The following is a 21,129-nucleotide window of genomic DNA, read 5'->3' as shown; positions in this document are numbered from 1 at the left end:
TCCAGTGCATGCGGGCTCTTCCACGCACTTGTGGGCTCTTTCACCGTAAACGGAAAAAGCAGGCCGAGGGTTCCAGCGGAACCCCCAACCTGCCCGTAGGGGAAGACCCCGAGCCGCACACCACCGGCCGCCGCCCGGACGTCACCTACGCCGAATTACCCCGGAACACCGCGGAACGACGTTCCGTCACCTACGCCGGAACGATGTTCACCAGCTTCGGCGCCCGCACGATCACCTTGCGGATGCCCGCCCCGTCCAGCGCCGCGACCACCTTGTCGTCGGCCAGCGCCACCTTCTCCAGCTCCTCGTCCGAGATCGACGGGGAGACCTCCAGGCGTGCCTTGACCTTGCCCTTGATCTGCACGACGCAGGTCACGCTCTCGTCGACGGCGTACGCCGGGTCGGCGACCGGGAAGTCCCGGTGGACGACCGAGTCGGTGTGGCCCAGCTTGCGCCACAGTTCCTCGGCGATGTGCGGGGCCAGCGGCGCGACCAGCAGCACCAGCGAATCGGCCACGCTCCGCGGGATGGGGCCGCCCGCCTTCGTCAGGTGGTTGTTCAGCTCGGTGACCTTGGCGATGGCGGTGTTGAAGCGCAGGCCCTCCAGGTCCTGGCGCACGCCGTCGATCGCCTTGTGCAGGGCACGCAGCGTGTCCGCGTCGATGTCGGCGTCCGGGACGTCGACGACGGTGACGTCACCGGTGGTCTCGTCGATCACGTTGCGCCACAGCCGCTGCAGCAGCCTGAACTGGCCCACCACCGCGCGCGTGTCCCACGGCCGCGACACGTCCAGGGGGCCCATCGCCATCTCGTACAGGCGCAGGGTGTCCGCCCCGTACTCGGCGCAGATCTCGTCCGGAGTGACCGCGTTCTTCAGGGACTTGCCCATCTTGCCCAGCAGCCGGGAGACCTTCTCGCCCTCGAAGTAGTAGGCGCCGTCGCGCTCCTCCACCTCGGCGGCCGGTACGGCGATGCCACGGCTGTCGCGGTACACGAAGGCCTGGATCATGCCCTGGTTGTACAGCTTGTGGAACGGCTCCGCGGAGGAGACGTGCCCCAGGTCGAACAGCACCTTGGACCAGAAGCGCGCGTACAGCAGGTGCAGCACGGCGTGCTCGGCGCCGCCGACGTACAGGTCGACGCCGCCGTGCGGCTGGCCCTCGCGCGGGCCCATCCAGTACTGCTCGACCTCCGGGTCGACCAGCTTCTCGGAGTTGTGCGGGTCCAGGTAGCGCAGCTCGTACCAGCAGGAACCGGCCCAGTTGGGCATGGTGTTGGTCTCGCGGCGGTACGCGCGCGTACCGCGGCCGTCACCCAGGTCCAGCTCCACGTCGACCCAGTCCTCGTTGCGGGACAGCGGGGTCTCCGGGGACGTGTTCGCGTCGTCGGGGTCGAAGGTGCGCGGCGAGTAGTCCTCGACCTCCGGCAGCTCCAGGGGCAGCATCGACTCGGGCAGCGGGTGGGCGATGCCGTCCTCGTCGTAGACGATCGGGAAGGGCTCGCCCCAGTAGCGCTGGCGGCTGAACAGCCAGTCGCGCAGCCGGAAGTTGACGGTGCCGCGGCCGACGTCCTTGCCCTCCAGCCACTCGGTGATGCGCGCCTTGGCCTCGGTGACGCCCAGGCCGTCCAGCGAGATGTCGCCGTTCGCGGAGTTGATGATCTTCGCGTCGTGCGAGCCGAAGGCGCCGTCCCACGTCGACGTGTCGGTGCCCCGGCCGTCGGTGGGCTCGATCACGCAGCGGATCGGCAGCTCGAAGGCGCGCGCGAACTCGAAGTCTCGCTGGTCGCCCGCGGGGACCGCCATGATCGCGCCGGTGCCGTAGCCCATCAGTACGTAGTCGGCGATGAAGACGGGGATCTGCTCGCCGTTGACCGGATTGGTCGCGTACGAGCCGGTGAAGACGCCCGTCTTGTCCTTGGCCTCGGCCTGCCGCTCGACGTCCGACTTGGAGGCGGCCTGCGCGCGGTAGGCGGCGACGGCCTCGGACGGGGTGGCGTGGCCGCCCGTCCAGACGTCGTGGGTGCCCTCGGGCCAGGCGGCCGGGGTGAACTTCTCGACCAGCGGGTGCTCGGGGGCCAGCACCATGTAGGTCGCGCCGAACAGGGTGTCCGGGCGGGTGGTGAAGACGGAGATGGCGTCGCCGTCGATGGGGAAGTCGACGCGTGCGCCCTCGGAGCGGCCGATCCAGTTGCGCTGCTGCAGCTTGATGGCCTCGGGCCAGTCCAGCGCGTCCAGGTCGTCCAGCAGCCGGTCGGCGTACGCGGTGATGCGCATGTTCCACTGGCGCAGCTTGGCCTTGAAGACGGGGAAGTTGCCGCGCTCGGAGCGGCCGTCCGCGGTCACCTCCTCGTTCGCCAGGACGGTGCCCAGGCCGGGACACCAGTTGACGGGCGCCTCGGAGGCGTACGCCAGGCGGTGGTCGCCCAGGACGTCGGCCCGTTCGGCGTGAGACAGCTCACTCCAGATACGTGCGCCGGGCAGCGCGCGTTCACCGCTCTCGAACTTCGCCACCAGTTCGGCGATCGGACGGGCCCGGCCGGCCTCGGTGTCGTACCAGGAGTTGAAGATCTGCAGGAAGATCCACTGGGTCCACTTGTAGTACTCCGGGTCGATCGTCGCGAAGGACCGGCGCTGGTCGTGGCCCAGGCCCAGGCGGCGCAGCTGGACCTTCATGTTCGCCATGTTGGCCTCGGTGGACACCCGCGGGTGCGTGCCGGTCTGCACGGCGTACTGCTCGGCGGGCAGGCCGAAGGCGTCGAAGCCCAGCGTGTGCAGGACGTTGTGGCCGGTCATGCGCTGGTAGCGGGCGTAGACATCGGTGGCGATGTAGCCCAGCGGGTGGCCGACGTGCAGGCCCGAACCGGAGGGGTACGGGAACATGTCCATGATGAACTTCTTGGGCCTGGCCGCCAGCTCGGGGTCGCCGGCCAGATCACCCTTCGGGTTGGGCGCCGCATACGTGTTCTCGGCGTCCCATACGTCCTGCCAGCGTGCCTCGATCTGCTCGGCCATGGCGGCCGTGTAGCGGTGCGGCGCTGCCACCTCGGAGGCAGCGGTGTTCGTCTCGCTCATGATCCTCAAAGCTCCATCGATCGTCTCTGCCAGCGGCTCAGGAAATGAAAAAACCCCTCGCACAGGAGGGGGCGCCGCGCCGATGCCGGTCGCGGATTTCCGACGACCGGGTGTGATCAGCGCGGCTCACTAAGCAGAAGGCGTACGGCACGCATGGCGTCAGGGTACCGCAGCGGCCGAGCGGGGCGCGACGCGCTTTCGGCTACGCTCCGGCACTGAGTGTCGCTCCCCGCGCCGCACCGGCAAACGCTGGACAAAGGTCAAAGGTTACTTCGCGTAAGGGCCGCTAAGGGACATCACAACTCCCTCGCCGCCCTTTGATAACAGCGATATAACTCAAACCTCGTACTCCTCGGTATGCGTCGACCTAGAGTGCGGCAGCGGGACCGCTTTCCCGAACTGTTCGGAGTTGCCCCATGAACTCTCGCCGCAACAACAGCACGCTCTCCCGGCCGAGTCGCTCGGTCCAGGGCGGAGTGATGGCTGCCGTTCTGCTGCTCATACCCGTCAGCGTCGTGGTCGGAGGTGACGCGTTCCGCGACTTCATCAACTTCGGCGCGGGCGTGCTGTCCCTCGTCGCCCTGACCTGCTCGGTCCTCTGGGGACTGGTCGCCACCGACCGGGTCTTCCTCAACACCCGCCAGCGGCTGATAGCCCAGGCCGTGCACCGGACGACCGCGGTCAGTTCGGTCGGCTTCCTGGTGCTGCACGTCACGGTGAAGCTCTTCCTCGACCACGTCGACGCGATCGCGGTCTTCGTCCCCTTCGGCCTGGGTGTCACCGGCACCGGCCAGCTCATCGGATTCGGTTCCCTGGCCGGCCTCCTGATGATCTTCACCGCTCTCACGGGCGCGCTGCGCAGCAGGTTCGCGTCCCCCGCGGAGGTCGCCGCCCGCTGGCGCGCGGTGCACATGCTGGCCTACCCCGCCTGGTGCGCGGCCCTGGTCCACGGCCTGTTCGCGGGCCGCGAGGCGAAGCCGGTCTTCGTGATCCTCTACAGCCTCGCCCTGGTCGCCGTGATGGGAGCGCTGGCCCTTCGCGCGGCCCCCCTGTCGTTCAAGCGCAAGTTCGCCAAGCGCGTCCTGGCCCTGCTCGACAACGGCAACAACAGGGGCTTCCGCGAGGAGCCCCCGGCACGCCGTGCCCAGGAGCCCTCGCGCGAGGCTCCGCGCGGCGGCGGCCGGCCCGGCTTCCCCGACCAGCCGGTCCCCCAGCAGCGGAGCGCCTCTCCCCAGCGCGCCGGCTTCCCGGACTCCGGGTCCTTCACCGACACCGGGTCGCTCACCGACACCGGCGGCTTCGCGGCCGCCTACCGGGCCACGTCCAGCCCACGCGCGCAGGACCCGCTGGCCGTCGACCCGACCCGGCCCATGCAGGTCCCGATGGACATGCAGCCCACGCAGGCGATGCCCCGCACCGACGACAGCGGCGGTCCCCGCTGGCCGTCCCCCTCGCCGCCGCTCTACGAGGCCCCGCCGCGCACCGACGGGCCCAACTACGACACGGGCACGTTCACTCCCGTTTCGTACGACACTCCTCCGCCGGGCGCCTCGTACGGCGGAAGTGACTTGTACAACACCGGTGAGACGAACGACCCCCTCGGTACGTACAACCCGAATGACACGTACAACAGCGGTCCCGCCACTGAAACGCTGCCCGGTTCCTACGAGGCACCGAGCAACGGCGAACCCTGGAACGCGCCTTCCGGAGGCTTTTAGTGAACGAGGCCCTTCCCGACGTCCCCGAAGTCCGAGTGGTGGGCCTTCCCCAGCTCACCTCCGGTTTCGATCTCGTCGAGAGACTCGACCTGCCCATGCACCTGAAGGTGCACGGGCCGCTTGAGCCCATGGGCGGGGAGCAACTCGCGCAGCTCTCCGAACGGATCAACCTGAAGGGCCGTGGCGGCGCGGGCTTCCCGTTCCACAAGAAGCTCCGGTCGGTCGCCGAGGCGGCGATCCGCCGGGGCGTACGCCCTGTGGTCGTCGTCAACGGCAGCGAGGACGAGCCCGCCTGCCGCAAGGACACGGTGATGATCAACCGTGCCCCGCATCTGATCCTGGACGGTGCCCTGCTGGTCGCGGAGGCCCTGGGCGCCCGCACCCTGGTCATCGGAGTGACACGTGAATCCTGCCAGCGGTCGATGGAGGCGGCGCTCGCCGAGCGCGGGCTGACCAACCGGCGCAACGCAACCATCCGCGCGCGGGTGCAGCGCAACCCGGTGCGGATGGTGACCGGAGCGGCCGCCTCCCTGGTCCGCTCCATCGACGGCGGCCCCGCGATCCCGCCGGGCCGCAAGACCAGCGCCTCGCAGAACGGCGTCGGCGGCGCTCCCACGCTGCTGTCGAACGCCGAGACCTTCGCCCAGCTGGCGATCGGTGCCCGCATCGGCGCGGAGCGCTACGGCAACACCGGCCTGTACGACGAGCCCGGCACCGTCATGCTCACCGTCTCCGGGGCGGTCGCCCGGCCCATGGTGATCGAGGCCCCGACCGGTGTTCCGCTGCGCTACATCCTGCAGCTGGCCGGTGCCCCGCCCGTCCCGCAGGGTGTGCTGACCGGCGGATACCACGGCAAGTGGCTGGACTCCGCGACGGTCAACGAGGCGATCGTCTCGCGCGACTCGCTGGCCGCGGTGGGCGGCGCCCTCGGCGCCGGCGCGATCCTCCCGATCAGCCAGTCGACCTGCCCGCTGGGCGAGTCGCTGCGCGTGGCCCAGTGGCTGGCCGAGGAGAGCGCCGGCCAGTGCGGCCCCTGCTACCTCGGCCTGCCGGCGGCGGCCCGCGGCATGGAAGACATCCTCAACGGCGGCGGTCCGGCCGCCCTGGAGGCGCTCAAGCAGGTCGCCAACGCCGTGAAGCGGCGCGGTGCTTGCTCGCATCCGGACGGCTCCGCGATGTTCCTGGAGTCGACCATCAAGGCCTTCACGGACGACCTGGCCGCCCATGTCCTCGGCAACGGCTGCGGACGGCCCGTGGAGGGCGTTCTGCCGCTCTTCGAGGGCGGCCAGCTGCCCACCGGCATCCCGGGCGCCGCGCAGCCCGAGGAGGAGCAGGGCGCCAGCCGCCAGAAGATCTACGTCGACTGGACGCTCTGCCGCGGGCACGGCCTGTGCGCGGACATCCTCCCGGAGGTCTTCCAGCTGGGCGCCGACGGCTTCCCGACGGTCGCGCAGGCGGGCGTGCCCCGGTACGCGGAGGCGAAGGCGCTGCGGGCCGTACGACGCTGCCCGGCGCTCGCCCTGCGCCTGGAGGAGGACACCCGCGGAGCGGCCCCCCGGCAGAACCTGCCCGCGGTACGCGAGGGCGGCGGGGGCGGCCGTCGCGCACTGGGCCGCGGCCGCTGACGACCTGACCCACCGGCGGCCCGGCAGCCCGGGCCGCCGCACCCGCAGACCTCTGTACGCCGGTCCGCGGAGGCATCACTACACAAAGAAGCGGGCCATCCTGATCGGATGGCCCGCTTCATCTGCTGTGGAGCTAAGGAGAATTGAACTCCTGACCTCCTGCATGCCATGCAGGCGCTCTACCAACTGAGCTATAGCCCCTTGCGGTGTCCCACCGGGTCTCCCCGGCGGCGACGCCAACATTACCGGTCCCTCCGCGCACCACCAAATCGTTTCCCGGCCGCGGCCCGGGCCGGGGACGCCCCGGTCGGATCAGGCCGTGGCGAACGAGTAGAAGCGCTTGAGCGTGCAGTGCTCGTCGAGGAGCCGGCCGTAGATCGGCTCGCCCTCCAGCTCGCGGTACGTCTCGATGGGGTCGCCTTTTATGATCAGCGCCCGTGCGCATTCCTCGCACCAGTACTGGTAGTCGTGGTTGACCGGTTCCATGTCGCGGACGATCGGCGTGCCACTGCCGCACCAATCGCACTTTCGCCTGTGCGCACCCATCGATCAGCTCCAGCTGTGGCCGCAGGCCGTGCACACGTAGGGAACTCCTCCGTTGTCGCCGAGGACTTGGGCAACGTGGGCCGAAGGGCAGGAAGGGCGGTCGAGGCGCGTGATCGGGTCCCGTACCACCTCGGATTCGGAAAGGTCGTCGACCTTCCCGAGGATGCTCGCAGGCATCGCCACTCCCTCCCGTCGGGTCGCGCCCCCTTCCGGCCGTTTGATTCTGCCACGGCCGGAGCAATACGGTCAGCGACGCCTTCGTACCAGTCCGGACACGGCACCTGCCGCAGTGGGCGCGGCCAGCGCAAACGACGAGTAGTGCGTTCGAAGAGCTATACGCCCGGGAAGGCCCAAGTGACTCAACACGCTGCGAAGACAGGTCAACGAAAGATCCCGCCCCCTGACGGGGACGGGATCGTCTACCTGTGGAGCTAAGGAGAATTGAACTCCTGACCTCCTGCATGCCATGCAGGCGCTCTACCAACTGAGCTATAGCCCCTTGCGGTGTCCCGGCCGCTTTCCCGGCGGCGGAACAAGAGAAACTTTAGCCTGCGACCAGCCGGAAAGTGAAATCCGGTGCCGAGGGGCACCGGCACAAGATCCTCCGGCCTGCGCGGGCGGACCCACGCGTGCCGGCCGGAGGTTCTAGTCGTCGTCGCCCAGTACCGGCTCCGGCAGGGTTCCCGCGTTGTGCTCCAGGAGGCGCCAGCCGCGGGCGCCCTCGCCGAGGACGGACCAGCAGCAGTTGGAGAGGCCGCCGAGGCTTTCCCAGTGCTGCGACTCCAGACCGAGGAGGCGGCCGATGGTGGTGCGGATGGTGCCGCCGTGGCTGACGACCACGAGGGTGCCGTCGTCGGGCAGCTTCTCGGCGTGCCGGAGCACCACGGGGGCCGCCCGGTCGGCGACCTCGGTCTCCAGTTCGCCGCCGCCCCTGCGGACCGGCTCGCCGCGCTTCCAGCCCGCGTACTGGTCGCCGTACCGCGCGATGATCTCCTCGTGCGTCAGGCCCTGCCAGAGGCCCGCGTAGGTCTCGCGCAGGCCCTCGTCGTGCGTCACGTCGAGGCCGGTGAGCGCGGACAGCTCGGCCGCGGTGTTCGCCGCCCGCTTCAGGTCCGAGGCGACGATCGCGTCGGGCTTCAGGGACGCGAGCAGCCGGGCGGCGCGGCGGGCCTGGCCCACACCGGTCTCGGTCAGCTCGACGTCCGTGGTGCCCTGGAAGCGGCGCTCCACGTTCCACAGCGTCTGGCCGTGGCGCCACAGGATGACGCGGCGGCCCCGGCCCGCCCTGCGTCCGGCGTCGGACAGCGGCTTGTCGTCGGACAGCGGCTCGTCGTCCGTCGCCGCACGTTCCGTGCCGGCGGTCATCGAAGTTCTCCGCGCAGCTCTGCGGCGTCCTCCGCGTCCTGGAGCTCGGCGTGCTCGGCGGCCTTGCCCCGCGTGGCCTTGGCGTCGGCGGGCAGGTCCAGCTCGGGGCAGTCCTTCCAGAGCCGCTCCAGCGCGTAGAACACGCGCTCCTCGCTGTGCTGGACGTGCACGACGATGTCGACGTAGTCCAGCAGGATCCAGCGGGCGTCGCGGTCGCCCTCACGGCGCACCGGCTTCGTGCCGAGCTCCTTGTTCAGGCGCTCCTCGATCTCGTCGACGATCGACTTGACCTGGCGGTCGTTGGGCGCGGAGGCCAGCAGGAAGGCGTCCGTGATCGACAGCACGTCGCTGACGTCGTACGCGATGATGTCGTGCGCGAGCTTGTCGGCGGCCGCCTGCGCGGCGGTGGTGATGAGCTCGACAGAACGGTCAGTGGCGGTCACTACAAGGCTTTCCGTAGGCGGTCAGGAACCCCGGGGGGTCATACCCCAAGGGTCTCACGGACCGCCGACGGCACCCCACCCGTCGAATGGATCATCCCGCGGGCCCGGGGAACGCGTCCCCACGGGCCCACGGGCCCGCGAGCCCGTGGGGACGGGGACTACTCGCCCACCTTGTAGTCCTGGCCCAGCACCACCGAGACGTCCGCGTTCGAGGTGGCCTTGCCCTTCTTCACGGAGGTCGTCGGCAGGCCGAGTGTCTTGGCGACCTCCGTCGCGTCCTCCTTCTTGGCGGCGTCGGCGTATGTGATCTCGGACACCGCCTGCGCGACGTCGGCCGTACCGCCGTCGACGAAGGTGTAGCCGCCGTTGAGCAGCACGACCCTGGCCTTCTCGGTGGCGTCCTTGTCGGCCGTGGCGTTGCGGATGCCGACCTGGACGGCGGCGCCCTCCTCGGGGCTCCTGGCGGCACCGCCGAGGACGTCCTTGACCACGCTGTCGCTCGCCTGCGTGCTGAGCCGGCCGTCCGTCTGGACGGGCAGCAGGGCGGTCTTGAAGTCACCCTCCTTGGCGCGGTCCGCGAGCTTGGCGAGGAACGCGCCCAGGTCCTTGTCGGTGAGCGAGGGGTCGAGGATCTGCGCGAGCGTCTGCACGGTGGTCGTGGCGGCCTGCTCGTCGGACGACAGCTTGCGCAGCACGCCCTGCATGACCTGCCCGAACCGCTGCAGCTGCGCGTTCTGCGACTCCCCGGAGGCGCGGTACGTGGCGTACGCGACGGCCATCTTGCCGCTGAGCGTCTGCTGCTCGCCCTTCTTGACGAGGGGTGCCTCGCCCTTCTTCTTCGCCTCGGGGTCCGGCACGTCCGCGTCGGTGTCGATGTCGATGTTGCCGACGAGCTCGACCAGGTTGTTGAGGTACGGGGTGTCCAGGCGCCAGGTGCCCTCGATGTCCGTGCCGAGCACGGTGTCGAGCTCGTCGCGCGTCCCCGAGGAACCGTCGTCGTCGACCGACTTGGAGAGGGTGGTCGCGCCGCCGTCGTCGTCCGTCAGGGCGAGGGAGTTGGGCAGCAGGACCGTGGTGCCCTGCTTCGTGGTGGTGTTGTTGACAAGGAGGGCCGTCGAGGTGCCGCTGCCCTTGGTGTTGTGCAGATGGACGACGATCACGTCGCGCTTCTGGGCGCCCGCGGCGGTGGTCGTGCCGCCCTTCGCCTCCGACGAGGACCCGGGCAGCTTCCCGGCGAACCAGAGGTAGCCCGCCCCGCCCACCACGACCATCGCGAGGACGACGACGAGGGCGACCACCCGGCCGCGCGCGCGGCGCTTGGCCTCCTCGCGCCGCTCGGTGCGGTTCTCGGTGAACTTGAGCCAGTCGATGACGTCCTCGGACTGCTCGGGCTGCTCCTCGACGAACGCGAACTGCTCGGTGCGGTAGTCGGGTTCGCCCGCCCCCTCGTCGCCCTCCGGCGGTACGGGGGCGGGGGCCGCGTCCTTCGCGGGGCCCGCCTGCTGCGGGATGTAGGCGGTCTGCTCGGCCATCTGGGGCTGCTGCCGGCCTGTGTCATGGGGCGCCACAGGTTGCTGCTGACCGGTGTCGTACGACACCACGGGCGCCGCCTGCTGCCCTGCGTGATGTCCTGTCTGCTGACCCGTCGCGTACGGGTCGTAGCCGTAGCCCTGCCCGTACCCCTGCTGCTGCCCGTAGTCCTGGCTGTAGTCCTGCTGCCCGTAGTCCTGCGCGGGCGCCTGCCCCGGAACCTGGCCCTGCGTCTGTCCCTGCGCCTGTCCGCCGTAGGGGTCGTACGAGCCGTACTCGTCCTGTTGCGGAGAGTACTGAGGGTGCTGCGGAGACTGCCCCGGCTGCGGTACCTGCCGGTACACGGGCTGCCCGAACTCGTCGTAGCCGACGAGTTCGTACTGGTCGCCTCCGTACCCAGCGTCGTATCGGTCGTTCACCGGTGCCCCTCTCGGCTCACTCGCCGCGGTACAGCTCACGCTTGTCGATGTAGCGCACGACACCGTCCGGCACCAGGTACCAGACCGGGTCACCCTTCGCGACCCGGACCCGGCAGTCCGTGGACGAGATGGCGAGCGCGGGGACCTCGACCAGCGAGACACCGCCCTCGGGCAGACCGGTGTCGGTCAGTATGTGGCCGGGCCGGGTGACCCCGATGAAGTGCGCGAGGGAGAACAGTTCGTCGTGGTCGCGCCAGGTGAGGATCTGGCCGAGCGCGTCGGCGCCGGTGATGAAGAACAGATCCGTGTCGGGGTTGAGCATGCGCAGGTCGCGCAGCGTGTCCGTGGTGTAGGTGGGACCACCGCGGTCGATGTCGATGCGGCTCACGGAGAACTGCGGGTTCTCGGCCGTCGAGATGACCGTCATCAGATAGCGGTCCTCGGCTGGCGAGACCTTGCGGTCGGTCTTCTGCCACGGCTGTCCGGTCGGTACGAACACCACCTCGTCGAGGTGGAACCGCGCGGCGACCTCACTGGCGGCCACGAGGTGTCCGTGGTGGATCGGGTCGAACGTTCCGCCCATGACACCGAGGCGGCGCTTGCCCGGGTTCGACGGTCCGTTACCCGTGCCACGCCGTGCGTCGTGTGCCACGACGCCCGCCGGACCGGTAGGCATGTCCTGCTCTCCCATGCGTGCAGACCCTACCGGCCCGGACGACGGGCTCTGTCGCGCGGCCGTCAGCGGTCCCGGTTGAAGCGGGTGGTGATCCACAGCAGCAGCAGGAGGACGAGAAAGGCTCCACCGCCGACGAACAGGGGGTTCAGGCTCTCGTGGTTGCCACCGTGCTCCTCGCCCTCGGCGGCAAGTGTGACCAACTGGGCAGCGGTGCTGTGGAAGCTCATCTTCAGCAGGACCTATCCATGGGGGTCCCCCCGCCCGAGCGCAGTCGAGAGTGGGGGAGGGCGGGATAAAGACTTCCGCACATCGTAAGCGGCGGGCCTCCGCGCCATCACTCCGACTCCGCCGTTGGGGAGTTCGGCTCCGGCGGGCCGGGAACCTTCCGCGGGGTCTCAGTCGTCCCGTTTGTAGCCGCGCAAAAGGAACCAGGCGGCCAGCCCACATCCGACGACCATCACGATCAGCACGATGCGGAGGAGATTGCCCGCCCCTTGCTCCTGGGCGGCACTCGCGGCCTCGACGAGCCACGATCCGGGGGAATGCTCCATGACGTACTACTCCTTGACGTACTGCTCCTTCGCTGTACTGCCCGTCCAAGGTATCTCCGCCTAGGCTGGTCCCCGCCTTGGGGGCACAGAAGGCAACCAAACGCATGGGGGACCACATGCCAGAAGAAAGCCACGAGAACGTACCGAGCAGGCAGCGCAGGCGCTTCGAGGGAATCTCCTCCCGGGCGTACGAGCACCCCGCGGACCGCTCGGCCCTGGTCGCCCTGCGCAAGCTCACCGGCTTCGACACGGTCTTCAAAGCGCTCAGCGGCCTGCTCCCGGAGCGCAGCCTGCGGCTGCTGTTCCTGTCGGACTCGGTGCGTGTCTCGGACGCCCAGTTCGCCCACCTGAACGTGATGCTGCGCGACGCGTGCTACATCCTGGACCTCGACAAGGTCCCGCCGATGTACGTGAACCAGGACCCCCAGCCGAACGCGATGTGCATCGGCCTGGACGAGCCGATCATCGTCGTCACCACCGGACTCGTCGAGCTGCTCGACGAGGAGGAGATGCGGGCGGTCATCGGCCACGAGGTGGGCCACGCGCTGTCCGGCCACTCCGTCTACCGCACGATCCTGCTCTTCCTCACCAGCCTCGCCCTGCGCGTGGCGTGGATCCCCCTCGGCAACCTCGCGATCATGGCGATCGTGACCGCCCTGCGCGAGTGGTTCCGCAAGTCCGAGCTGTCCGCCGACCGGGCGGGACTGCTGGTCGGCCAGGACCTGCAGGCCTCGATGCGCGGCCTGATGAAGATCGCGGGCGGCAACCACCTGCACGAGATGAACGTGGACGCGTTCCTCGCCCAGGCCGAGGAGTACGAGGCCGGCGGCGACCTCCGCGACTCCGTGCTCAAGATCCTGAACGTGATGCCCCGCTCCCACCCCTTCACCACGGTCCGGGCGGCCGAGCTGAAGAAGTGGGCGGAGTCCCGCGACCACCAGCGGATCATGGACGGCCACTACCCGCGGCGCGACGAGGACGGCGACACGTCGGTCACGGACTCCTTCCGCCAGTCGGCGGCCAGCTACGCCACGGACGTGAAGAACTCCAAGGACCCGCTGATGAAGCTGGTCAGCGACATCGCGGGCGGCGCGGGCGACCTCGGCGGCCGGGTACGACGCGGCTTCGGCGGCTTCGCGACCGGCAGCAGCACGAGCAGCACCACGAAGGACCGCCCACGCACGGACGACCCGGAGGACACCCCGCCGGCAGACAACACCTGACGAACCCGCAGGTCAAAACGCCGCCCCGCCGCCCCGCCCGTCAGGGGCGCGGGGAACGGCGCACCCAGCCCCCACCGGGCCAACAGGTCACAACACCACCGCACCCCCACCCCCTCAGGGGCGCGGGGAACGGCGCGACAAGCCCCCACCGGACCCGCAGCTCACCACGCACCCCGATCAGCGGAGCTCACAGCTTGGGTTGCGCGCTGGCCGCCAACGACCCGCACAACGACGTGGCACTCCCCGTGGCGAACGGATCCGTCCCGGCGGGCCCGCCGGCCTTGGCCGTCTCCCCCGCCAGCAGCGGATGCAACTGGTTCGTCGCGTCCTCCGCACAGGCCAGCGGCCCGGCCTGGACGTAGGAGACGAGCAGTTCGGCCTGGTGCATCCGCAGATCGTCCCGGTCGAACCGGAAGTGCAGCTCACGCCGGACGGTGAACAGCGAGGCCGCGGCCTTCTCGTCGGACCCGGTGGGCCGCAGCGCGTACACGAACGTGTGGTCGGCGCTGACCTCGAGCGTGTCGGAGTCCGTCTCCGCCGCGGCCAGCGTGCCCTGCACCCGGATCTTCGTGTCGGCCAGCTCGGCCTGCGCCGGGTCGAAGCGCACCAGCCACCCGGTGGGCGCGTGCCGCCCGTCCGCGGTGGGGCTGCGGAAGCTCTGGTCGAACTGGTCGAGCTGCTGCGGGTCGAGCAGGATCCGCACCGACCGGCTGGCACCCCCGGTGAGGACGTCCGGGTCGAGCGCTGACTCGACGAGGTAGTCCTTCGCCGTGGTCAGCGCGGTGACGATCTGGCTGTCGGAGAAGTGCGCGGTGCGCCGCGAGGCGGGCAGCGTGATGCCGTCGGCGCCTATAGGGAACTGGTCGGCGGGGCTGTGCGCGTACAGGTCCTCCACATCGGCCGAACCGGGCACGCGGCTCTGCGGCGCGAGCGGGATCACCGTCATGCGCAGTGGTTCGGGATGCTTCGCGACGGGGGTCTGGTACGGATGGCGTACGCCCATGTAGATCGCCGTGCCGAACGCCACGGCGATCAGGACGACGAGGACCAGGGCCTGCCGGGAGAGACCCCGTCGCATCGGGGGGCGGCGGCGGACGGCCGGGGTGTGGTCGCCGATCCGCTCCTGCGCGGAGAACTCCTGGAGGCGGGCAGCGCGGACGAACGATTCGTCGAAGACGACGGACCGGTACTCCTCCTCGCCACCGCCGGGTACACCCTCGGATGTCCCCTCCGGTGGGTCTCCAGGACTGCCCATACTTTCAGAGTAGGTCTCCTGGACCTCAGGTAAACGCCCTGCTACACGACAAGTTCTGACAGGTTCTCACCACATTCGCCATCAGCTCCCGGAGCAGCCCGGCACGCTGCGGGAGAGCCGTTTCAAACCTGTTCCGGCCCTTGTCCCGGCCAGAACCGTCACGGCGTGCGAGGCACCGCCGAGGCGGCCGGCGGCGAGTAGTCGGCGGAGGCCGAGGGGCCCACACCGCCGCCCTGTTCGAGGCCGGTGGAGGCGGGTGGCGGGACCTGGTCCCCGCTGCTCGACGAGGCTCCCCGGTAGACCGCCGCGAACGCCAGCGCGACCATGCCGATGCCCATCACGAGGGCGAGCATCCAGGCCACGGGGCGATGCCAGCGGGCCTGCTTGCCATAGGCGCCGGGGTGGCCGTAGCGGCCGTGCAGGACGTCACGGTCGTCGAGGTCGTCCAGATCGGGGTCGTGGCCGAAATCACCCGGTCCGTCGGGGCCGAACCCGTCCTCGTAGAGCTCGTCGTCCCCTCGCAGGCCCCGGGTGCGCGCTCGGCGGGCCTCGGCCTCGGAGGCCTCCGCTCTCGCCTGCGCGGCGGCCAGGAGGCGCTCCACGGCGGTCGGCTCGTGCACGGTCGCCGCCCGCACGAAGGCCTCGTCGAAGACCACGGAGGCGAACTCTTCGTCCGCACCTCCGCGGTCACGGTCGTCGTCGGGCTCCCAGCCGTCAGGGAACGGCGTGCCCCCCACGTCCTCCGGCACGGATCCAGAGTAGACCGGGGTGGTCAATTTGGGCAGACCGTAAGGAAATTCTCCCGGCTGGCGAGACGGCCGGCGCCGGGGCGGTCCGAGGTGCCCGGCGCCGGACGCGGTCAGCGCCGGATGTGTCCGTCGCCCGTGACGATGTACTTGGTGCTCGTCAGCTCCGGCAGGCCCATGGGCCCCCGCGCGTGCAGCTTCTGCGTGGAGATGCCGATCTCGGCGCCGAAGCCGAACTGGCCGCCGTCGGTGAAGCGCGTGGACGCGTTCACGGCCACCGTCGTCGAATCGACCAGCTGGGTGAAGCGGCGGGCCGCCTGCTGCGAGGTGGTGACGATCGCCTCGGTGTGCCCGGAGGTCCACAGCCGGATGTGGTCGACGGCCCGCTCCAGCGAGTCGACGACGGCCGCCGCGATGTCGTACGACAGGTACTCGGTCTCCCAGTCCTCGGTCGTCGCCTCGACGACGGTGGCCTTGGAGCCCTGGCCGTACGCGAGGACGCGCTCGTCGCCGTGCACGGTGACGCCGGCCTCCGCGAGGGCGTCGAGGGCGAGCGGCAGGAACCGGGGCGCGATGTCCTGGTGGACGAGGAGCGTCTCGGCGGCGTTGCAGACGCTGGGCCGCTGCGCCTTGGAGTTGATGAGGATGTCGATCGCCATGTCGAGGTCGGCGTGCGCGTCGACGTAGACATGGCAGTTGCCGGTGCCGGTCTCGATGACCGGGACGGTGGACTCCTGGACGACCGTGCGGATCAACGAGGCGCCGCCGCGCGGGATGAGCACGTCGACGAGGCCCCGGGCGCGCATCAGCTCCCGTACGGACTCGCGGCTGTCGCCCGGTACGAGCTGGACGGCGTCGGCGGGCAGGCCCGAGCCGCCGACGGCGTCGCGCAGGACGCGGACGAGGGCGGAGTTGGACTCGTACGCCGAGGACGAGCCGCGCAGCAGCACCGCGTTGCCGGACTTCAGGCACAGGGCGGCGGCGTCGACCGTCACGTTCGGGCGGGCCTCGTAGATGATGCCGACGACGCCGAGCGGGACGCGGACCTGGCGCAGGTCGATGCCGTTCGGGAGGGTCGAGCCGCGGACGACCTCGCCGACCGGGTCGGGCAGCGCCACCACGTCGCGTACGTCGGAGGCGATGGCGCGGATCCGCTCGGGGGTGAGCGTGAGCCGGTCGATGACGGTCTCGCTGGTGCCGGCCGCGCGGGCGCGCTCGATGTCCTTGGCGTTGGCCTCGACGACGTCGCTCGTACGCACTTCGAGGGCGTCCGCGATCGCGAGCAGCGCGTCGTCCTTCTCCGCGCGCGGCAGCGGAGCGAGGTCGGCGGCGGCGCCCTTGGCACGGTAGGCGGCCTGGGTGACCGGGGACATCGAGTCGTACGGCGAGAGCGTGGTCATAACCCGCAGGGTAGTGCGCCCGCGAGAGCTGTTCAGCCGTTGTCCCACACCGCGAGACAGGTCCCGAAATGGCCGTAGAAAGCGTGTGCCCCAGGAACCACAGAGGCAGCGGCCACGGGGGCTGGGGCCAAGGGGGCAGGCGCCACCGCGGTCAGAACGGGTGGACGCCGACCGGGGTGGCCGGCAGCGGCCCGTAGCCCTCCGCGATCCGCTGGTGGTAGGTCTCGCGGTCGATGACCTCCAGGCCGACGATCTCCCACGGCGGCAGCTTCGCGGTCTGGCGGTGCTCGCCCCACAGCCGCAGCGCGACCGCGGCAGCGTCGTGCAGGTCGCGGGCCTCCTCCCAGTAGCGGATCTCCGCATGGTCGTTGGCGTACCGGCTGGTCAGCAGAAAGGGGTGGTCGTGGGCGAGCTGTTCCAGGCCGCGCCTGACCTCTTTCAGCGGGGCCTCGCCGCCCGAGACGCTGAGCGTGACGTGCCACAGCCGCGGCAGGTCCTGCGGCTCCTCCGCCTCGTACATCTCACCGGCGGCGACGCTGGTGAGCGCACGCTCCTCGCCGGCCGCGCGCGAGCCGCCAAGACTGCGGGACGCCGCCGCCCCAGGGCGCACTCGTCTCACGACGGCCTCCTTCACGCAGTGGGTCCGCTCGGACTGTCGACTGATCGGACTGAGGGGGTCTCCCTGAGACAAAGTTGAGCAGGTGGGAAGGCGCCGCGTGGCACTTTTACCGAAGGTCCACCTCCGGGCAGGGGCTTTGTCCACCGTTCCCCACCCTTTTCGGCCGGGGCCCTGTTGACGTGCGGAGCGCCGGGCGTACGCCGGTGGACGTCCGGTGAACACCGCTCCGGGCCCCTCCGGGCCCCCGCGGACCCCTTCGGGCCGTCCCGTTCACTGATTCAGCAGCACCAGGTCGTCCCGGTGCACGACCTCGCGTTCGTACGCGGGGCCCAGCTCGCGGGCCAGGTCGTGCGTGGAGCGCCCGATCAGCTGGGGGATCTCCTTGGCGTCGAAGTTGACCAGGCCCCGGGCGACCGCCCGCCCCGTGCCGTCGCGCAGTTCGACGGGGTCACCGGCGGTGAAGTCGCCCTCGACGGCCGCGATGCCCGCGGGCAGCAGGGACGTGCGCCGCTCGACGACCGCGCGCACGGCCCCGTCGTCCAGGACGAGGGCGCCCTGCGGGGTCGACGCGTGCTGGAGCCAGAGCAGCCGGTCGGCGGAGCGGCGGCCGGTGGCGTGGAAGTACGTGCCGGTGTCCCGTCCGGCGAGGGCGTCCGCGGCGTGCACGGCGCTCGTCAGCACCACCGGGATGCCGGCCGCGGCGGCGATCCGGGCCGCCTCGACCTTGGTGACCATGCCTCCGGTGCCGACGCCCGCCTTGCCCGTACTGCCGATGTCGACGTGGGCGAGGTCGGCCGGAGTGCGTACTTCCGCTATCCGCGACGTACCGGGTCGGCTGGGGTCGCCGTCGTACACGCCGTCCACGTCGGAGAGCAGGACGAGCAGGTCCGCGCGGACGAGATGGGCGACGAGGGCCGCGAGGCGGTCGTTGTCGCCGAAGCGGATCTCGTCCGTGGCGACGGTGTCGTTCTCGTTGACGACCGGCAGGGCGCCCATCGCGAGGAGCTTGTCGAGGGTGCGGGAGGCGTTGCGGTGGTGGGCGCGGCGGCTCATGTCGTCGGAGGTGAGCAGCACCTGGCCGACCCGGACGCCGTACCGGGCGAAGGAGGCGGTGTAGCGGGCGACCAGAAGGCCCTGGCCGACGCTGGCGGCGGCCTGCTGGCGGGCCAGGTCCTTGGGGCGGCGGCGCAGGCCCAGCGGGGCGAGACCGGCGGCGATGGCGCCGGACGAGACGAGGACGACCTCGTGCTCGCCGCCGCCGCGGCTCTTGGCGAGTACGTCGACGAGGGCGTCCACGCGGTCGGCGTCGAGGCCTCCGGCCGCGGTGGTCAGGGACGAGGAGCCCACCTTGACGACGATCCTGCGGGCGTCCACGACGCCCTGCCTGCTTGCCGCCCGCCTAGCCGCTGACACGCTGCACCCCGATGTTCCCAACATTCCCATGGCCCGACCCGCGACCTGTCCGGTTCGTGCAATCTACGGGACGGGGGGCGGCCGACGCCCCCGTGTTTCGAGGGGCGGACGCGGGGAGGCGGGCCGGCGGGGGCGCGCGCCGAGAGCGGGAAGGGAGCGTCACAGCTTCTCGTCGTTTTAAACCCAAATCCGGTGATAGTTCTCACGCAAGATTGCTAGGCGACCCGCAGAGGTCATACGGTCAGGGATCGGCCTCTCCCGTACGAGCTTCAGGGAGGTACGGCGAGGCCCGACCTCCACGCCTCCCCCCATCCGCCGCACCCCTCGCAGGAGCCCATTCCGTGCCCTCCGCCGGACTCGCCACCCGCCGCATCGTGCAGCTCTCCGCGCTGCTCTCGATGTTCGCGCTCTTCACGGCTCAGATCGTCTCCGCTCTGCTGCCGAACGTCCCGGTGTTCGTCGCCGCGAGCGCCGCCGGCCTCGCCCTCGACGTGTTCCTGCAGTACCGGGACCCCGGGCTGCTCTCGCTGCTCGGCAAGGTCCGCTTCGACGCCACGGTCCGGCAGCTGCTGCGCGACATGATCATCCTGGTGGGGCTCCTGCGGATCGACGGCATCAGCCCGACGCACGAGCAGGCGCCGCTGATGGTCGGGCTGTGCGTCTTCTACGCCCTGCACTTCGCCTGCCAGGCCGCCGCCGTCATGGTCCGCCGCACCCGTACGCTGCCGATCGTCACCCGGAACATCGACGCGTCCGCGCTGCGCCTGACCACCGCGCCGCCGCGCATCCTGGCCCGGCGCCCCGGTCACCGGCTGCTCACCTTCTCCGTCCCGACCACGATCGGCCTGATGGTCACCGCAGCCACCGAGGACGCCCTGTGGGGCGCCATCGGCCTCGGTGTCGCCCTCGTGCTGATCGGCGGCGGCACGGCATGGCTCGCCACCTGGCTGCTGCCGAAGAAGCGCGCCCTGAGCGAGCAGAAGGTCATGGAGTGGCTGGACGCGTGGCTGGCCGACTACCGGCCGACGGTCGCCATGTACTTCTCCGGCGGCACGACCTCCGCGTACCAGGCGAACATGTGGCTCTCCACGGTCTCCGCGGTCGACGCGAAGCCGCTGATCGTGCTGCGCGAGCGGTTCATGGTGCAGAAGATCGACGCCACCGACGTACCGGTGATCTGCTTCCCGAAGGTCTCGACGATGTTCTCGCTGGAGAACTCGACGCTGAAGATGATGCTCCACCCGGCGAACGCCGCGAAGACCTCGCAGGTCCTGCGCATCCCCACCGTCAAGCACGCCTTCATCAACCACGGCGAGAGCGACAAGCTCTCCTCCTGCAACCCGTACGCGAAGGCGTACGACGAGGTGTGGGTGGCCGGTCCCGCGGCCCGCGAGCGGTACGCGCTGGCCGAGGTCGGCGTCGAGGACAAGGACATCGTCGAGGTCGGCCGCCCGCAGCTCGCACCGATCCGCCCCTACTCGGGGGCGCCGACGGGCGCGTTCACGACCGTGCTGTACGCCCCCACGTGGGAGGGCTGGGACGGCAACCCCGGCAACACGTCCGTGGTCCTGGCCGGCGAGAACATCGTCCGGCAGCTCCTGGCCGACGAGGGTGTACGGCTCCTCTACAAGCCGCACCCGATGACCGGCTCCGTCGACCTGCGCGCGGGCGCCGCGAACGAACGCATCAAGGCGATGATCCGCGAGGCCGCCGCGCTGCGCTCCGGCGCCCGTCCCGACGCCGGTGCCGCGGCCGAACTGACGCGCCGCACGGCCGAGCTGGACAAGCTGACGTCCACCGACTTCCGCAACAGCGCCGACGAAATGGAGCGCATGCTGCTCCAGGGCGCGCCCCGGGGCGACCGTGAGGCCGCCATCGCCGAGGCCACGCTGGCCTGGGAGAAGGCGTACTGGGCGTCCTTCCCGGAGTGGGAGCACCAGATCATCACGGACGCGCGGCCGGGTATCTTCGCGTGCTTCAACCAGGCGGACCTGCTGGTCAGCGACGTCTCGTCGGTCGTCTCCGACTGGCTGTCGAGCGAGAAGCCGTACGCGGTGGCGAACACGTCGGGGATGACCGAGGCGGCGTTCCGCACGGGGTTCCCGACGGTGTCGGCGGGTGTGGTGCTGGCGCCGGGCGCGGAGGGTGTGGCGGCGCTCCTGGAGTCGGTACGCCGTCCCGAGAAGGACCAGTTCACGGCGGCCCGTGCCGCGCTGAAGGAGCACCTGCTCGGCCCGTCCGACCCGCCGTCGATGGCCCGCTTCAACGGGGCGATCGACGACCTGTGCACGAAGGCCGACGAGCGGCGGGTGCGCATGGAGTCGCGCCTCGCGGCCGAGATCCCTTCCCCGCGGTCCGCGTCCGAGGACGCGGCGGAGGAGGGGGCGCAGGACGCGAGCGAGGCGGAGGACGCGGTCAACGCGTAGCGGCTCGACAAAGGCGTGGGGGCCGGGGTATTTGTAGGGGCCCCCCCCCTTTGCAGGGAAACCCCCCCCCCCTGTCACACGCGGGCCCGCGGGGGGGGTAT

At 70.5% G+C, this 21,129-nt stretch carries 17 protein-coding genes and 2 tRNA genes; 4 read left to right on the top strand and 15 right to left on the bottom strand.

Annotated features, from left to right (window positions below; all coding sequences use genetic code 11):
- Positions 1-190: 190 nt before the first annotated feature.
- Positions 191-3,073, bottom strand: a complete 2,883-nt coding sequence (gene leuS / locus ACFVH5_RS28590) for a leucine--tRNA ligase (RefSeq protein WP_385836603.1) — start codon at positions 3,071-3,073, stop codon at positions 191-193.
- Positions 3,074-3,489: 416 nt separating this feature from the next.
- Between leuS and ACFVH5_RS28585 the strand changes: the two genes are divergently transcribed.
- Positions 3,490-4,791, top strand: coding sequence for a cytochrome b/b6 domain-containing protein (locus ACFVH5_RS28585; protein WP_385836602.1), 1,302 nt, complete (start codon positions 3,490-3,492; stop codon positions 4,789-4,791).
- Positions 4,791-6,416, top strand: coding sequence for an NADH-ubiquinone oxidoreductase-F iron-sulfur binding region domain-containing protein (locus ACFVH5_RS28580; RefSeq protein ID WP_384809264.1), 1,626 nt, complete (start codon positions 4,791-4,793; stop codon positions 6,414-6,416). Before ACFVH5_RS28585 ends, ACFVH5_RS28580 begins: the two co-directional genes overlap by 1 nt.
- 128 nt (positions 6,417-6,544) lie before the next feature.
- On the opposite strand, the gene ACFVH5_RS28575 is transcribed toward ACFVH5_RS28580, so the two are convergent.
- The 9 genes from ACFVH5_RS28575 to ACFVH5_RS28535 form a co-directional block, all read right to left on the bottom strand.
- Positions 6,545-6,617: transfer RNA gene (locus ACFVH5_RS28575), tRNA-Ala, on the bottom strand.
- Positions 6,618-6,728: 111 nt separating this feature from the next.
- Positions 6,729-6,962 carry a hypothetical protein gene (locus ACFVH5_RS28570; protein WP_010986886.1) on the bottom strand — a complete coding sequence of 78 codons (234 nt, stop codon included), beginning with the start codon at positions 6,960-6,962 and terminating at the stop codon, positions 6,729-6,731.
- Positions 6,963-7,388: 426 nt separating this feature from the next.
- Positions 7,389-7,461, bottom strand: a tRNA-Ala gene (locus ACFVH5_RS28565).
- A gap of 146 nt (positions 7,462-7,607) precedes the next feature.
- A complete protein-coding gene (locus ACFVH5_RS28560; protein ID WP_385836601.1) occupies positions 7,608-8,327 on the bottom strand; it encodes a histidine phosphatase family protein in 720 nt (239 codons plus the stop codon).
- A complete protein-coding gene (gene rsfS / locus ACFVH5_RS28555; RefSeq protein ID WP_189775933.1) occupies positions 8,324-8,770 on the bottom strand; it encodes a ribosome silencing factor in 447 nt (148 codons plus the stop codon). The genes ACFVH5_RS28560 and rsfS overlap by 4 nt, the downstream gene beginning before the upstream one ends.
- Positions 8,771-8,928: 158 nt before the next feature.
- Positions 8,929-10,719 carry a LytR C-terminal domain-containing protein gene (locus ACFVH5_RS28550; RefSeq protein ID WP_385836600.1) on the bottom strand — a complete coding sequence of 597 codons (1,791 nt, stop codon included), beginning with the start codon at positions 10,717-10,719 and terminating at the stop codon, positions 8,929-8,931.
- 16 nt (positions 10,720-10,735) lie between these two features.
- Complete coding sequence (gene nadD, locus ACFVH5_RS28545) at positions 10,736-11,410, bottom strand: nicotinate-nucleotide adenylyltransferase (RefSeq protein WP_210882678.1); 675 nt, start codon at positions 11,408-11,410, stop codon at positions 10,736-10,738.
- A gap of 47 nt (positions 11,411-11,457) precedes the next feature.
- Positions 11,458-11,622 carry a hypothetical protein gene (locus ACFVH5_RS28540; RefSeq protein WP_385836599.1) on the bottom strand — a complete coding sequence of 55 codons (165 nt, stop codon included), beginning with the start codon at positions 11,620-11,622 and terminating at the stop codon, positions 11,458-11,460.
- Positions 11,623-11,790: 168 nt separating this feature from the next.
- On the bottom strand, positions 11,791-11,946 hold the full coding sequence (locus tag ACFVH5_RS28535) for a hypothetical protein (RefSeq protein WP_210882676.1): 156 nt from the start codon (positions 11,944-11,946) through the stop codon (positions 11,791-11,793).
- A gap of 116 nt (positions 11,947-12,062) precedes the next feature.
- Between ACFVH5_RS28535 and ACFVH5_RS28530 the strand changes: the two genes are divergently transcribed.
- Positions 12,063-13,169, top strand: a complete 1,107-nt coding sequence (locus ACFVH5_RS28530; protein ID WP_384809253.1) for a M48 family metallopeptidase — start codon at positions 12,063-12,065, stop codon at positions 13,167-13,169.
- A gap of 187 nt (positions 13,170-13,356) precedes the next feature.
- Here the strand turns inward: ACFVH5_RS28530 and ACFVH5_RS28525 are convergent, their stop codons facing one another.
- From ACFVH5_RS28525 to proB, 5 genes are all read right to left on the bottom strand, one after another.
- The gene (locus ACFVH5_RS28525) at positions 13,357-14,424 is read right to left on the bottom strand and encodes a hypothetical protein (RefSeq protein ID WP_385836598.1); all 1,068 of its coding nucleotides are present in this window, start codon (positions 14,422-14,424) and stop codon (positions 13,357-13,359) included.
- A gap of 158 nt (positions 14,425-14,582) precedes the next feature.
- Positions 14,583-15,200, bottom strand: a complete 618-nt coding sequence (locus ACFVH5_RS28520) for a hypothetical protein (protein WP_385836597.1) — start codon at positions 15,198-15,200, stop codon at positions 14,583-14,585.
- Positions 15,201-15,283: 83 nt separating this feature from the next.
- Complete coding sequence (locus ACFVH5_RS28515; RefSeq protein ID WP_385836596.1) at positions 15,284-16,570, bottom strand: glutamate-5-semialdehyde dehydrogenase; 1,287 nt, start codon at positions 16,568-16,570, stop codon at positions 15,284-15,286.
- A gap of 151 nt (positions 16,571-16,721) precedes the next feature.
- Positions 16,722-17,180 carry a hypothetical protein gene (locus ACFVH5_RS28510; protein ID WP_107016291.1) on the bottom strand — a complete coding sequence of 153 codons (459 nt, stop codon included), beginning with the start codon at positions 17,178-17,180 and terminating at the stop codon, positions 16,722-16,724.
- A gap of 279 nt (positions 17,181-17,459) precedes the next feature.
- Positions 17,460-18,626, bottom strand: coding sequence for a glutamate 5-kinase (proB, locus tag ACFVH5_RS28505; RefSeq protein WP_385836612.1), 1,167 nt, complete (start codon positions 18,624-18,626; stop codon positions 17,460-17,462).
- Positions 18,627-18,943: 317 nt separating this feature from the next.
- On the opposite strand from proB, the gene ACFVH5_RS28500 reads away from it, so the two are divergent.
- Positions 18,944-21,028: a hypothetical protein gene (locus tag ACFVH5_RS28500; RefSeq protein ID WP_385836595.1), complete on the top strand. Its 2,085-nt coding sequence runs from the start codon at positions 18,944-18,946 to the stop codon at positions 21,026-21,028.
- The last annotated feature ends 101 nt before the right edge of the window (positions 21,029-21,129 follow it).

Origin of the sequence: Streptomyces sp. NPDC127119, from assembly GCF_042677425.1 — a bacterium.
In the GTDB taxonomy this organism is placed as follows: Bacteria; Actinomycetota; Actinomycetes; order Streptomycetales; family Streptomycetaceae; genus Streptomyces.
Note: the sequence above shows the minus strand (reverse complement) of the source record. Positions and strands in the feature narration are given on the sequence as shown.

Coding starts and splice junctions, on each gene's coding strand:
- ACFVH5_RS28570 (WP_010986886.1), bottom strand. CDS start 6,962: ATGGGTGCGCACAGGCGAAAGTGCGATTGGTGCGGCAGTGGCACGCCG.
- ACFVH5_RS28540 (WP_385836599.1), bottom strand. CDS start 11,622: ATGAGCTTCCACAGCACCGCTGCCCAGTTGGTCACACTTGCCGCCGAG.
- proB (WP_385836612.1), bottom strand. CDS start 18,626: ATGTTGGGAACATCGGGGTGCAGCGTGTCAGCGGCTAGGCGGGCGGCA.
- ACFVH5_RS28525 (WP_385836598.1), bottom strand. CDS start 14,424: ATGGGCAGTCCTGGAGACCCACCGGAGGGGACATCCGAGGGTGTACCC.
- ACFVH5_RS28560 (WP_385836601.1), bottom strand. CDS start 8,327: ATGACCGCCGGCACGGAACGTGCGGCGACGGACGACGAGCCGCTGTCC.
- leuS (WP_385836603.1), bottom strand. CDS start 3,073: ATGAGCGAGACGAACACCGCTGCCTCCGAGGTGGCAGCGCCGCACCGC.
- ACFVH5_RS28515 (WP_385836596.1), bottom strand. CDS start 16,570: ATGACCACGCTCTCGCCGTACGACTCGATGTCCCCGGTCACCCAGGCC.
- ACFVH5_RS28530 (WP_384809253.1), top strand. CDS start 12,063: ATGCCAGAAGAAAGCCACGAGAACGTACCGAGCAGGCAGCGCAGGCGC.
- ACFVH5_RS28585 (WP_385836602.1), top strand. CDS start 3,490: ATGAACTCTCGCCGCAACAACAGCACGCTCTCCCGGCCGAGTCGCTCG.
- nadD (WP_210882678.1), bottom strand. CDS start 11,410: ATGGGAGAGCAGGACATGCCTACCGGTCCGGCGGGCGTCGTGGCACAC.
- ACFVH5_RS28535 (WP_210882676.1), bottom strand. CDS start 11,946: ATGGAGCATTCCCCCGGATCGTGGCTCGTCGAGGCCGCGAGTGCCGCC.